Below are 12,149 nucleotides of genomic sequence, written 5' to 3'. Positions count from 1 at the left end.
TTTCGCTGCTGGACACCCAGCAGCGCTTCCAGCTTGTGAAATGAACCGCCGTATGCGGAACCGCACGTACGGTGGTGTGAGAGGGCGGCTGAGGTAACTCAGCCCCCTACTCGATTCAGTGCGCCATCAGCACCGGCAAGGTCATCTGGCGCAGCACGGTTTCCGTCACGCCGCCCAGCAGGATTTCGCGGAAGCGCGCGTGGCCGTAGCCGCCCATGACCAGCAGGTCGGCATGCACTTCGGCGGCCATGGCCAGCAGCGCCGCGCCGATGTCGCCCGTGGCGACGGCGGGGCGCACTTCGACGGGCACGCCATGGCGGCTCAGGTAGGCGGCGATGTCGGCGCCCGGATGGCGGGCCGGCTGCGCATGGCCGGCCGGCGGGTGCAGCAGGGCCAGCAGCACCAGGCGCGCCGCGCGCAGCAGGGGCAGGGCGTGGCCGATGGCGCGCGTCGCTTCCATGCTGCCATCCCAGGCCACCACCACGGTATTGTCCACTTGCGCAAATAGCCCGCTGCGCGGCACGATCAGCACGGGACGGGCCGCGTTCAGCATCACGTAGGGCACCAGGTTGCGCATGGCGCCGGGCAGGGCTTCGCTGTCGTCGTGCTGGCTCAGCACCGTCAAGTCGCTGTAGCGGGCGCTGACGGCCATGCCGCCATCTTCATCGTCTTCGATCAGGCGTCGCTCGAGCGAGACGGCGCCGGCCTGGCGCGCCAGCGTCTCAAACTGGTCGAGCGCCCGTTCCGCCTGCCCGTGCAAGGCGTTGATCTGCGCCGCCACGGCGCCGCCGCGCATGCCGCGGTTGTTTTCCAGGGTAAGGCGCGACACGCCCGTCATGGCGGCGCCGATCAGGTGCGCCTGGTGCGCGTGCGCCAGCCGTGCCGCGATGGCGATGCGCTGCGGCGCATGGCGCGACAGGTCGGCGTGGACGAGGATGGATTGGTAAGCCATGGTGTCATTCGCTAGTCAGGATGGCAACAAGGCTAGAACGGCAACACGGGCAAGTCCAGCATTGCCGTGCCTGGCGGCGGTTTTCTTGTGCAGGACTTGATATGGGTCAAAAAGAGACGCGCCATGGTCATTTGCAATGCCATTTCCTGAAAATGCCGATCTACTTGATATGCATCAATATGTTCGGGGCACAGCCAGCGATAATGGTCCTGAACTCCTTGCCCTTCCAGTGGTCAGCATCGGCGCCGGCGCCATCTGTCCGGTACTTGCTTGTGTGACGCAACAACGCTGGCCGTGGCGGGAGTTCACTTCTCGACGCCCTGCCTGGCGTCATGCTACATTCGCATCCTGCTTTTTTTCTGAAAGGATGACGATGCCTTTGGCTAACAACTTCTTGCAGCACAATCAGCAAGCCTGGGATGCCCAGGCTGCACGGAACAGTCCCTGGTCGCAGCCCGTCGACAGCGCCACCATCGCCGCGGCCCGGGCCGGGCAGTGGCAGATCCATCTGACGCCCGGTTCCTTGCCGGCCGGCTGGCTGGGCGAGGTGCACGGCAAGCGCATCCTGTGCCTGGCCGGTGCAGGCGGACAGCAGGCGCCCGTGCTGGCCGCCGCCGGCGCGCACGTCACCGTCTTCGATCTGTCTGAACAGCAACTGGCGCAAGACCGCATGGTGGCCGAGCGCGACGGCTTGGAATTGACCACCGTGCAGGGCGACATGCGCGACCTAGCCTGCTTTGCCGACGCCAGTTTCGACCTCATCGTCCATCCTGTATCGAACCAGTACGTACCCGATATCGCCCCCGTGTGGCGCGAATGCGCGCGCGTGCTGGCCGATGGCGGCGTGCTGCTGAGCAGTTTCTTCAACCCGGCCGTATTCATCGGCGACCGCGATCCGCAATGGGCACGGCAAGGCTTGATACGGCCCCGTTTCGTGTTGCCATATTCGGATGTGAAGGATATGCAAGCCGATGCGCTGGCGGCGCGCATGGAGAAGGGCGAGGCGCTGATCTTCGGCCACGGCCTGGACAGCCAGATCGGCGGCCAGCTGGCGGCGGGCTTCGTGCTGGCGGGTTACCACGAGGAAATGCATCCCCACCCGCGCTTTGAAATTGAAAAATACCTGCCCAGCTTTATCGCCACGCGCGCCGTCAGGCTGGCGCGCGCGCGATAGGTTTTAGTTGTAGGGCTGCAAGTCGAGCCATACGGCATACGACAGGCGCTTGCCGTTCCATAGGCCGCCGCCGCGAATGACGGCGTCGCACGAGGTCAGCTGGCCCACCAGGTCCATGCGGCCCAGGTTGCGGCGCAGGCGCAGGGCGTCGTTGTGCGACAGATAGCCGACCAGCTGGCCATCGATGAAGACGGCGATGGCCTTGTCCTGGAACGGATTGGCATCGTCGCAGACGAGCAGGGCCAGGCATTTTTCTTCCGCATTGCCGGGACCATGCTCGCCGGCCAGTGTGGCGATGGCGCTCTGGTACATCGATTCGTTTTCCACTTCCGATGCAAAGCGCCCTTCATCATTCCAGTGATGCGCCGGTGCGCCCGCAGGTATCGCCGGCACGTACTGGCGCACCGACATGAGCGGCTTGTGCAGCGGTTTCACGGGCGTGCGGTCACTGAAGACGTAGTACAGCAGGGCAATGACGATGACGATGGCAAGCAGGTAAAGCATGGTATCTCTCTGATTTCTGATGGGGGAGCCGGAAGCGCGGGCGTGCCGCGCGGCGTTGCCGCTACTATAGCAAGTTCGCCGCCTGGTTCCGGGTAAATCTGGCCATCAGATGGCGGCGCCGGCGCAGTGCGTGCGGGTCGTTCAGCACGATGGGCGAGGCGCCCGTCAGGCCAGAATAATACTGGCCGTGCCGGCGCAGGACGGTGGCATACTCGCGCAACGCGTGGCCGCGCGCCAGCATGCGCGCGTCGCAATCGACTTCGATGGCAAAGCGCAGCCGGTGCAACAGCCACCACAGGGGCAGGTTCCACGGCATCAGCACGATCAAGGCGCAGGCCAGGGCCAGCAGCAGCGGGTCGCGCGCGGCCAGCCGGCATTGCGCGTGCGCCAGCAGCAGCGCTTGCTGCCGGGGCGGAATCAGTTGCAGCCAGACGGGCATCACGATGCGCGGCCGCAGCAGCCCCGCCACGCAGGGGCCGATGCCGCCGCTCAGGAAGACGGGCGTACCCAGCAAGGTGGTTTTTTGCCAGCGCCGCTGGTGCGACAGCAGCCAGATGCTGCGCAGCGCCAGCAGCAGCAACATGCCCGCCGACAAGACAAACCAACCCAGTTTCAGCTGCGATTGTGTCGCAGGCATGGCCGCCAGCACGCCTGGCAGCCACGCCAGTGGCACGATGACGGACGCGGCGATGGCCGCCAGCCACAGCCAGCGCGTCGTGCGCCTGCGCCTTTGCTGCGCGCGTTCGGCGCGCCAGGCGGCAGCGCTCAATAGCAGCGCCAGCGCCATGCTGGCAGCCAGCCAGGCCGGCACTAGCGTACCAGCGCCATGCCGACGGAGACGGGCGCCGTATGCTTGAAACCGAATTGCGCATACAGCTCTTGCGCCTGGCCATCGGCGATCAGGCTGACATATGCGCTTTGCGGCACTTCCGTCTCGATGAATTGCATGATCTCGCGCATGATCAGCTTGCCCAGGCCCTTGCCCTGGTGGGCCGGCAGCACAGCGATATCGGTAACTTGGAAGAAGCAGCCGCCATCGCCGATGATGCGGCCCATGCCTACCACCTCGTCGCCCAGCAGCACTTGCACGGCAAACAGGGAATTCGGCAAGCCCTTGGCCGCCGCCTCCGCGGTTTTCGCGCTCAGGCCGGCAGCAACGCGCAGGTGCTGGTAGGTGGCGATGGCGGGAATGGCCAGGCGGGTGGTGTAGGGCGATGTTGCGGTCAAGGCGGTCTCCTGTGCAATATGGATGGAATGGCCATTATAGGCGGCGAGCGCGTCTGGAGGCGGCACGCTTTATTCGCCGTGCCCTATGTTGCCCGCGCCGCTTTTGCGCTATGGTGGCGTCATCCACACATTTGTTGAAAGCACGCCATGTCCGCAGGATTTACCGCCACCGAGTTGTCCATTATCAATGAAGACGACGCCCTGATCACCACCCTGGCCGCGCCAGCGGGCAAAGGCGAGCCCGTCTACCTGATGCTGCAGCGCGCCGACGAATATGACGAGCAGGACATCGCCATGGGCATGGACGAGCCGTACATCGCATACTGCGGCCAGGAATTTGCCTGGTATGGCCACATGCACGCCGTGATCCTGCATCCGAACCGTCTGTCCGTGCAGATGGACGCCGAGGCCGCCATGCAGATGGACGACGACGGCCAGATCGACGTGCGTTTCAACCTGACGCCGGAGCGCTACGCCCAGCTGCAGCAGGCGCTGCGCACCACATTCGAGGGCTGCGATTACTATCGCGAAGAACGTTGATCTGCGCGCACGGCGCCGGTCACGGTGTCGCGTATGCTCGATAGCTGGTATTGATTGCGGGAGAAGACGATGGCGCTGCTGATACTCGGTTTGCTGCTGTTCCTGGGCTTGCACTCGGTGCGCATCGTCGCCGACGGCTGGCGCAGCGCCCAACTGGCGCGCCTGGGCGAAAAACGCTGGAAGGGGCTGTATTCGCTCGTCGCGTTTGCCGGGCTGGGCCTGATCATCTGGGGGGTATAACTGTCGTTCTGGAAAGCTTCATCGTCACGCCGACAGCATTGCGCAATTTGAAATGGGACGTCATTACACTGGACTCCTTTGCGCAGCAGCATGTGTTGTTCATGGTCGATGACGCGGATGCTTATATACGGCGCCTTTTTGAGATGATCCTGGCGGTCGATACGGAGGAAGTTTCGGCTGCGGCGTAACACCCGGTTTTGGCTTTTTTAGTGGCTGCCGGGGTCAGCCATTCGGACACGACCTCGACATGAACCAGGGCGCCTGGTTGGAAGCGGGGTTGCTATTAATGCAATCACAACTAATCAATATTGAGTTGGCTCAGATGTCGTCAGCTTGAGCATCGGTGCTCAAGGCTGAGAGTGTGTCGGAATGGCAGACCTGCGTGCGATTTTTTAAGCTGAGAGGGCAGCGGCTCGGAATTGCAGGCCAAGAGCATGCGTTACCTTCAGTATTGTGTCGAAGCTTGGATTACCTTCGCCGGACAGGGCTTTGTACAAGCTCTCCCGCCCCAGTCCGGTATCTTTGGCGAGTTGTGTCATGCCGCGCGCCTTGGCAATATTGCCGAGCGCTTTGGCGATGAAGGATCCATCGTCGCCAGCCTCTTCAAGGCAGGCTTCGAAGTAGGCGACCATGTCCTCTTCAGTTTTGAGGTACTGGGCGCTATCCCATTTATTTAGTTTCTCTGCCATAACGACCTCCTAGAGTTCTTGTGCGAGTTGCTGTGCGGTTTTGATGTCTTTCGCTTGGGTTGACTTATCTCCACCAGCGAGCAGGATGATGATTTCCATGCCGCGTTGAGTGAAGTAGATGCGGTAACCTGGGCCGCAGTCAATTCGCATTTCCGAGACGCCGCCACCGACAGGCTTGCAATCTCCAAAGCTACCGTCTTCGGCGCGGTCAATGCGCGCCTGGATTCGAAAAAAAGCCTTCCTGTCCTTCAGTTTACTGAACCACCCATCAAAAGTGACGGTAGTGTGGATGCTTTTCATACATACGATTGTATTATTTGGGATACATATAATCAAGCGAATTAATCAAATCTGAGCAGTTTAACCACGCCTGATGTGCTTGGTGATCTGTGATTGCGGCCAGCAATTTCCCTGGTATGGCCACATGCACGCCGTGATTCTGCATCAGAACCGACGGTCTGTGCAGATGGATGCCGAGGCGGCCATGCAGATGGACGACGATGGTCAGATCGATGTGCGCTTCAATCTGGCGCCGGAGCGCTACGCCCAGCTGCAGCAAGCGGTGCGCACCACTTTCGCCGGCTGCGACTACTCTCGCGAAGAGCGTTGATCTGCGGTGATGGCGCCGCGCCTGCCGGTGCGACCGTTTGGTTGTTGAAAGAACTTAAACGATGCAAGCCGCCTTGCGTGGCCAACTGGCGACAAGGGGAATCCCATGCATCGTGTGCGTAGCGCAAAGGCTGCGTGGTGGGCCCTTGCGTTGAAATGCATGCAGTAAAAAATTCAGGAAAAACAATAGGACGGAAATGAAAAAAGCACCGACCGAAGTCAGTGCTTTTCTACTTTAATTCTGGTGCCCGAGGCCGGACTTGAACCGGCACGCCTTGCGGCGGCGGATTTTGAGTCCGCTACGTCTACCAATTCCATCACTCGGGCAGCGCGAGACGCATTATCACTGATTTGTCACAATTCGGCAAGTTTTTCGCTTGCTGTTGTTAGCCCAGAGTAGAAACGCCGCCCCGAGCGAAAGCGCGGGACGGAGTTTCTCACTGCGGCTGGGCCAGTATCAGTTATGCACCGAGTTCAGCTGGCGCGCGATGATGTCGTGGTTGAGCCAGACGACGGGGGCTTGCGGTTCCGACATGGCGTGGAACATCAGCGGGCCCGTGCCTTCCAGCACCAAGGAACTCAGGTGGTCGGTGATCAGTTCCTTGCGGTCCTTGTGCAGCTTGGTGATGTCGTCCGAGGTGCCGATCATGACGTCGGCCAGCTCTGGCGTGTTGTCCATCGGCCAGGCGGCGAAGTTGCGGAACTGCACGCTGGTGGCGTCGCCGTTGTAGGCGGCGATACGGTCGAGCAAGTCTTGCAGCGAGACGCCGTCTTCCAGCAAGCCCTGGCAGATTTTCCACTGCTCTTCGGCCCAGGCGCTGCCGCCTTCTTTTTTCAGCGCGTCGAGCAGGGGGAACAGGGACAGTTCTACGCCGACGAAAATGTCGGACGAGTTCGTGCGGATTTCCGGGCAGTTGAAGACGGTGGCCTTGATGCCTTTGTCCCACGCGGCCTTGGCCACGTTTTCCAGGCGCATCTTCGCCAGGCCCTGGGTGTAGTTGCTGTAGGTTTGCCACTGGTACTTGCCGTCGATCAAGATCTCCGTGCCGTGGTAGCCGTAGGCGCTGTAGCGCACCTGGCCGCCCGTTTGCTCGATGCGGGCGCGGATGGCGGCGCTGCCGTCGATCAGGTGCTGCAGGGTGTTGGCCGTGACTTCGTCGAAGTTCATCAGGATCAATTTACCCAGATCGCTGTCGAGCAGGGCGCGCGAGGACATGAAGCGCTCGCCGCGGCCTTTATAGATGCGGTTGGCAATCGCCAGGAAGACTTTGACTTTTGGAATGCCGCCAGCCATGGTGTGGGCGAAATAGACATTGCTGCCGTCAGGAATCAGGCTGTCCAGCTCGGCCATGGCTTTCGCCACGGAAGCGCTGAAGCGGGCGATGCCGGCTTCGCGGCAACGTTCGATCTGCGCCCAGTCCAGCTTGTCTTCTTGCCAGCTCTTCAGGGTCATGTCGGCCAGCAGGGCCGTCGGGGTCGGCTCGCCGGCTGGCGCGTCGAGGTCGAAACCGGCCATCAGCGGCACATTGATGATGCGGCCGCCCAAGTTGGCTTCGGCTTCGGCCAGCTCTTCCGCGTTCAGCGGGCGCAGCGCCATGTTTTCATCGCGGCGGCCGACCGTCATGCCGACGATATTCATGCCCGCCTTGCGCGCTTCGTCCAGCAAGCCATTCACGTAGCCGCGGCCGAACAGCTCGCCGAACAGCACAAAGGTGTCGCCCTTGCGGAAGATATTTTTTTGCGGGATGTCTCTTAAGGACGTGATCTCGGTCATGGTGTCAATTCATTCAAAAATTAGCAGGGCAGACGGCTAGTGCTACTGCCCGCTGGTTCAACATAGTGTTAAATTATGCGCCATTTCAGAAGGGAAAATCCTGTTGCGAATGATTCTCGTCTGGAATGGCATCTTCTTCTTCATGCAGCTCTTATTCTTTCGCCAAGGCGTATTTTACGCTGCCCCGGCGCACAGCGCCCGCAGACTGGCCCGGCAGGCGCCGATATTACCTCAGCTTGCCCGCCCAGGTCAGCAAAATTGATCTAAAACAAATCCTGCTGCCCGGACACAAGCCGCGAAAAATCGTCGCCCAGGAAGGGCAGGATTGCGTCGGCCACCGGTTGCAGCTGGCGCGTCAGGTAATGGTGGTAGTCGATGGGCGAGCGCTGCGTTTCCAGCGGCTCCGGCCCTGCCACCGTGATGACATAGCTGATCCAGCCGCCATTCTGGTATTGCAGCGGCCGCCCCTGCGCCAGGTTATAGGCGTCGGCCGTGCGCGCCGCGCGCACGTGGGGCGGCACGTTGCGCTGGTAATCGTCGAGCGGGCGGCGCAAGCGCTTGCGGTAGACCAATAAAGCATCGCATTCGCCGCGCACGGTGCGTGCCACGTAGTCGCGCACATAATCCTGGTAGGCGGCGCGCTGGAAGATGCGTCGGTATAACTCTTGCTGGAATTGCTGCGCCAGCGGCGTCCAGTCGCTGCGCACGGTTTCCAGGCCCTTGTAGACCATTTGTTCGCTGCCGTCGGACTTGCCCACCAGGCCCGCGTAGCGTTTCTTGCTGCCTTCTTCCGAGCCGCGGATGGTGGGCATCAGGAAACGCCGGTAATGCGTCTCGAATTCCAGCTCCAGCGCATTCTCCAGGCCAAATTCTTCGCGCAGGCAGGCATCCCACCAGGCATTCACGTGCGCTACCAGGGCGCGGCCGATCTTGCCCGCCTCTTCGTCGCTATGCGCTGTTTTCAGCCACACGAAGGTGGAATCCGTGTCGCCATAGATCACTTGATAACCCTGCCCGGTGATCAGTTCGCGCGTGCGGTGCATGATGTCGTGGCCGCGCAAGGTGATTGAGGAGGCCAGGCGCGGGTCGAAAAAGCGGCAGCCGCTCGAGCCCAGCACGCCATAAAACGCGTTCATGATGATTTTTAACGCTTGCGACAGGGGCGCGTTGCGCTCGCGCTTGGCCGTCTCGCGTCCTTGCCACACCTGTTGCACGATGGCGGGCAGGCAATGTTTGACCCTTGAAAACTGCGCGCCCCGGTAGCCGGGCACGGTATCGGCCTCGTCGCCGCTGGTGCCTACCACCAGGCCCACGGGGTCGATCAGAAAGGTGCGAATGATGGACGGGTACAGGCTTTTGTAGTCGAGCACCAGCACGGAATCGTACAGGCCCGACTGCGAATCCATGACGAAACCACCGGGGCTGTTGTCGCCGGACACATCGCCCAAGTTGGGCGCCACATAACCCTGCCGGTGCATCAGCGGCAAGTACAGGTGTTCGAACGCGGCCACGGAGCCGCCGCTGCGGTCGGCCGCCAGGCCCGTCACGCTGGCCCGTTCCAGCAAGAAGGTCAGCAACTCGGTCTTCGCGAAGATGCGCGTGACCAGTTCGCAATCCTTGAGGTTGTAGCGCGCCAGCGCCGGTTTGTCTTCGCGGAAACGCCGGTCGATCTCGGCCATGCGCTGGTAGGGATTGTCGATGGACTTGCCTTCGCCCAACAGCGTTTGCGCCACGTTTTCCAGGCTGAACGAGGAGAAATTCCACGTCGCCGACTTCAAGGCTTCGATGCCATCGATGATCAAACGCCCCGCCGCGGCGGCAAAATAGTGTTCCTGCTTGCCGCCATGCTCGCGCCATTCCATCACGGCGCCACCGCGTCCCAGCCGCAAGGGCACCTGGCAGCGCTCGGCGTGCTCGCGCAGCACGCGCAGGTCGAACTGCACCAGGTTCCAGCCGATGATGGCGTCCGGATCGTGGCGCTCCATCCACGTGTTCAGGCGCTCGAGGATCTGTGCGCGGCTGTCGCAGTACTCGAGATCGAAGTCCAAGGCGTCATCGCCGCCGTTTGGCGGCCCCAGCATGTACACCTGGCGCTGGCCGCAGCCTTCCAGCGCCAGCGAATACAGCTCGCCGTGCGCCGTCGTTTCGATATCGAGCGACACCAGTTTCAAGGTGGGGCGATAGCCGGGCGCCGGCCTCAGCTGCACTTCCTGCAGGGTTTCTCCGCTGAACGATACCGGCGCTGTAATAAAACGCTCCATCAGGTAGCGCTCGGGCGGGCGGATGTCGGCTTCGTACACATCGACGCCGTGCGCGCGCAACTGTTTTTCCAGCTTCAGCAAATGCCGGTATTGCTTGCAGTACAGTCCCAGCACGGGGCGATGGTGGAAATCGCACAGCGACAGGGGACGCAGCTCCGCATGGCGCTCGCCGCGCAGCAGCTGTTGCGCTTGTTCCTGCTGCTCCATGGGAAGGAAGGCGACCGCCGTCTGCACGGGCAGGCGCACGTGGCGGGGCCCGGCGTCCGTTGCCAGCCAGAAATCGACTTCCGTGCCGGCGGGCGTGTCGCGCCAGTGGCGGGTCAGGATGAAGCCCTGTTCGAGCGGGTGCTGCGTGTTGCCTGTCATGGTGCCGTGAGTGTCTGGTGTGCTGGCCTGCACATTACAGCAAGCTGCGCAGGGCGGGGGCGGTTGCGGCTATAATTTTCTGCATCGAAGACGATAACAAGAGCGCGCCGCGCCCCCCACCCCGGAGACAGCATGCAAGCAATCAGTTATGTACATGGCGCCCACGAGACGCCGTTGATCGGCGAAACGATAGGCGCTTACCTGGATGACATCGCCGCCCGCTACGGCCAGCACGATGCCCTGATCGTGGCGCACCAGAACGTGCGCTGGACGTATCGGGAATTCCAGCAGCGCGTGCACCGCCTGGCCGCCGGCCTGTTGAAGCTGGGCTTGCAGCCGGGCGACCGGGTCGGCATCTGGTCGCAAAATTGCGCCGAATGGGTGCTGACGCAGTTCGCCACGGCCAAAGCCGGCTTGATCATGGTCAACATCAATCCCTCCTACCGGCGCTCGGAACTCGAATATGTGCTCGACAAGGTGCAATGCAGCGCGCTGATCCTGTCGCCCAGCTTCAAGTCCAGCGACTATCTGGCTATCTTGCAAGACGTGGTGCCGGAAATCGCCCGTTCGCGTGCCGGCGCCCTGCAGTCGCCGCGCCTGCCGCAATTGCGCCACGTCATCCGCCTGGGCGCGGCCGCCACGCCGGGCATGCACAATTTCGATGCCTTGATGGACGGCATCATGGATGCCGACCTGACGCACCTGGAAGAAGTCAGCGCCACCTTGCAGTTTGACGATGCCGTCAACATTCAGTTCACGTCCGGCACCACGGGCGCGCCGAAAGGCGCCACCTTGACGCACCACAATATCCTGAATAACGGTTTTTTCATCGGTGTAGCCATGCGCCTGAGCGAACAGGACCGCTTGTGCATCCCCGTGCCCCTGTACCACTGCTTCGGCATGGTGCTGGGCAACCTGGCCTGCGTCACGCATGGCGCGGCCATGGTGTTTCCCGGCGAAGGGTTTGATCCGAAAGGCGTGCTGGAAACCGTGCAGGCCGAGCGGTGCACGGGGCTGCATGGCGTGCCGACCATGTTCATCGCCATCCTCGATCATCCTGACTTCAAGCAATACGATCTGTCGAACTTGCGCACCGGCATCATGGCTGGTTCGCCGTGCCCGATGGAAGTCATGACGCGCGTCATCGAGCTGATGCACATGGCGGAAATCACGATTGCGTATGGCATGACGGAAACGTCGCCCGTCAGCTTCCAGACGGCGATCGAGGACCCGCGCGAAATGCGCGTGTCGTCCATCGGCCGCGTCCATCCGCACCTGGAAGTGAAAATCATCGATGCGGAAGGGCGCATCGTGCCGCGCGGCGAGAAGGGTGAATTGCTCACGCGTGGCTATTCCGTGATGCAGGGTTACTGGGGCGACCCTGAAAAAACCAAGGAAGCCATCGATGCGGCGCGCTGGATGCACACGGGCGACCTGGCCGTGATCGATGCCAACGGCTTTTGCAGCATCGTTGGCCGCTCGAAAGACATGGTCATCCGTGGCGGCGAAAACATCTACCCGCGCGAAGTCGAGGAATTCCTGTACCGCCACCCGAGCGTGCTGGACGTGCAATGCGTGGGCGTGCCGGATGCCAAGTATGGCGAAGAGTTGTGCGCCTGCATCATTCTGCGGCCCGGTACGCAGGCCACCAGCGACGACATCCGCGCCTTTTGCGATGGGCAGATCGCGTATTACAAGATTCCCCGCTATGTGCGTTTCGTCGAGCAATTTCCCATGACGGTGACGGGCAAGATTCAGAAATATATATTGCGCCAGCAGGTGGCGACGGATCTGGGCTTGAGCGTGGAATAAG

At 61.9% G+C, this 12,149-nt stretch carries 12 protein-coding genes, 1 tRNA gene and 1 pseudogene; 5 read left to right on the top strand and 9 right to left on the bottom strand.

Annotated elements, in window-relative coordinates; translation table 11 throughout:
• Window positions 1-115: 115 nt before the first annotated feature.
• Window positions 116-952 carry a universal stress protein gene (locus tag ACQ4WS_RS24055; RefSeq protein ID WP_436479512.1) on the bottom strand — a complete coding sequence of 279 codons (837 nt, stop codon included), beginning with the start codon at window positions 950-952 and terminating at the stop codon, window positions 116-118.
• A gap of 367 nt (window positions 953-1,319) precedes the next feature.
• Between ACQ4WS_RS24055 and ACQ4WS_RS24050 the strand changes: the two genes are divergently transcribed.
• The gene (locus ACQ4WS_RS24050; protein ID WP_436479511.1) at window positions 1,320-2,126 is read left to right on the top strand and encodes a class I SAM-dependent methyltransferase; all 807 of its coding nucleotides are present in this window, start codon (window positions 1,320-1,322) and stop codon (window positions 2,124-2,126) included.
• A 3-nt stretch (window positions 2,127-2,129) separates the two neighbouring features.
• Here ACQ4WS_RS24050 and ACQ4WS_RS24045 read toward each other — a convergent pair whose 3' ends face one another.
• The 3 genes from ACQ4WS_RS24045 to ACQ4WS_RS24035 all read right to left on the bottom strand — a co-directional run bounded on the left by ACQ4WS_RS24045 (window position 2,130) and on the right by ACQ4WS_RS24035 (window position 3,857).
• On the bottom strand, window positions 2,130-2,630 hold the full coding sequence (locus tag ACQ4WS_RS24045) for a hypothetical protein (RefSeq protein WP_436479510.1): 501 nt from the start codon (window positions 2,628-2,630) through the stop codon (window positions 2,130-2,132).
• A 64-nt stretch (window positions 2,631-2,694) separates the two neighbouring features.
• Complete coding sequence (locus tag ACQ4WS_RS24040) at window positions 2,695-3,441, bottom strand: M56 family metallopeptidase (protein WP_436479509.1); 747 nt, start codon at window positions 3,439-3,441, stop codon at window positions 2,695-2,697.
• The gene (locus ACQ4WS_RS24035; protein ID WP_436479508.1) at window positions 3,441-3,857 is read right to left on the bottom strand and encodes a GNAT family N-acetyltransferase; all 417 of its coding nucleotides are present in this window, start codon (window positions 3,855-3,857) and stop codon (window positions 3,441-3,443) included. The genes ACQ4WS_RS24040 and ACQ4WS_RS24035 overlap by 1 nt, the downstream gene beginning before the upstream one ends.
• 147 nt (window positions 3,858-4,004) lie before the next feature.
• Between ACQ4WS_RS24035 and ACQ4WS_RS24030 the strand changes: the two genes are divergently transcribed.
• Window positions 4,005-4,397, top strand: coding sequence for an Imm10 family immunity protein (locus ACQ4WS_RS24030; RefSeq protein ID WP_436479507.1), 393 nt, complete (start codon window positions 4,005-4,007; stop codon window positions 4,395-4,397).
• Between the two features lie 69 nt (window positions 4,398-4,466).
• Window positions 4,467-4,631: pseudogene (locus ACQ4WS_RS24025) on the top strand (NnrU family protein); the annotation flags it as partial.
• Between the two features lie 398 nt (window positions 4,632-5,029).
• On the opposite strand, the gene ACQ4WS_RS24020 reads toward ACQ4WS_RS24025, so the two are convergent.
• Both ACQ4WS_RS24020 and ACQ4WS_RS24015 read right to left on the bottom strand, forming a co-directional pair.
• A complete protein-coding gene (locus ACQ4WS_RS24020; protein ID WP_099401703.1) occupies window positions 5,030-5,326 on the bottom strand; it encodes an addiction module antidote protein in 297 nt (98 codons plus the stop codon).
• A 9-nt stretch (window positions 5,327-5,335) separates the two neighbouring features.
• Window positions 5,336-5,626, bottom strand: a complete 291-nt coding sequence (locus tag ACQ4WS_RS24015; protein ID WP_436479506.1) for a type II toxin-antitoxin system RelE/ParE family toxin — start codon at window positions 5,624-5,626, stop codon at window positions 5,336-5,338.
• A gap of 73 nt (window positions 5,627-5,699) precedes the next feature.
• On the opposite strand from ACQ4WS_RS24015, the gene ACQ4WS_RS24010 reads away from it, so the two are divergent.
• Entirely contained in the window at window positions 5,700-5,936 is a 237-nt protein-coding gene (locus tag ACQ4WS_RS24010) for an Imm10 family immunity protein (RefSeq protein ID WP_495542694.1), read from the top strand.
• 241 nt (window positions 5,937-6,177) lie between these two features.
• Here ACQ4WS_RS24010 and ACQ4WS_RS24005 read toward each other — a convergent pair.
• From ACQ4WS_RS24005 to ACQ4WS_RS23995, 3 genes are all read right to left on the bottom strand, one after another.
• Window positions 6,178-6,262, bottom strand: a tRNA-Leu gene (locus ACQ4WS_RS24005).
• 130 nt (window positions 6,263-6,392) lie between these two features.
• Window positions 6,393-7,709: an enoyl ACP reductase FabMG family protein gene (locus ACQ4WS_RS24000; protein ID WP_436479504.1), complete on the bottom strand. Its 1,317-nt coding sequence runs from the start codon at window positions 7,707-7,709 to the stop codon at window positions 6,393-6,395.
• A 263-nt stretch (window positions 7,710-7,972) separates the two neighbouring features.
• On the bottom strand, window positions 7,973-10,336 hold the full coding sequence (locus ACQ4WS_RS23995; RefSeq protein WP_436479503.1) for a DNA polymerase II: 2,364 nt from the start codon (window positions 10,334-10,336) through the stop codon (window positions 7,973-7,975).
• A 132-nt stretch (window positions 10,337-10,468) separates the two neighbouring features.
• On the opposite strand from ACQ4WS_RS23995, the gene ACQ4WS_RS23990 reads away from it, so the two are divergent.
• Window positions 10,469-12,148, top strand: coding sequence for an AMP-binding protein (locus tag ACQ4WS_RS23990; RefSeq protein WP_436479502.1), 1,680 nt, complete (start codon window positions 10,469-10,471; stop codon window positions 12,146-12,148).
• Window position 12,149 lies beyond the last annotated feature (1 nt).

The sequence above is a fragment of the Janthinobacterium leeuwenhoeki genome, assembly GCF_051380795.1.
Lineage (GTDB): Bacteria > Pseudomonadota > Gammaproteobacteria > Burkholderiales > Burkholderiaceae_D > Janthinobacterium.
Note: the sequence above shows the minus strand (reverse complement) of the source record. Positions and strands in the feature narration are given on the sequence as shown.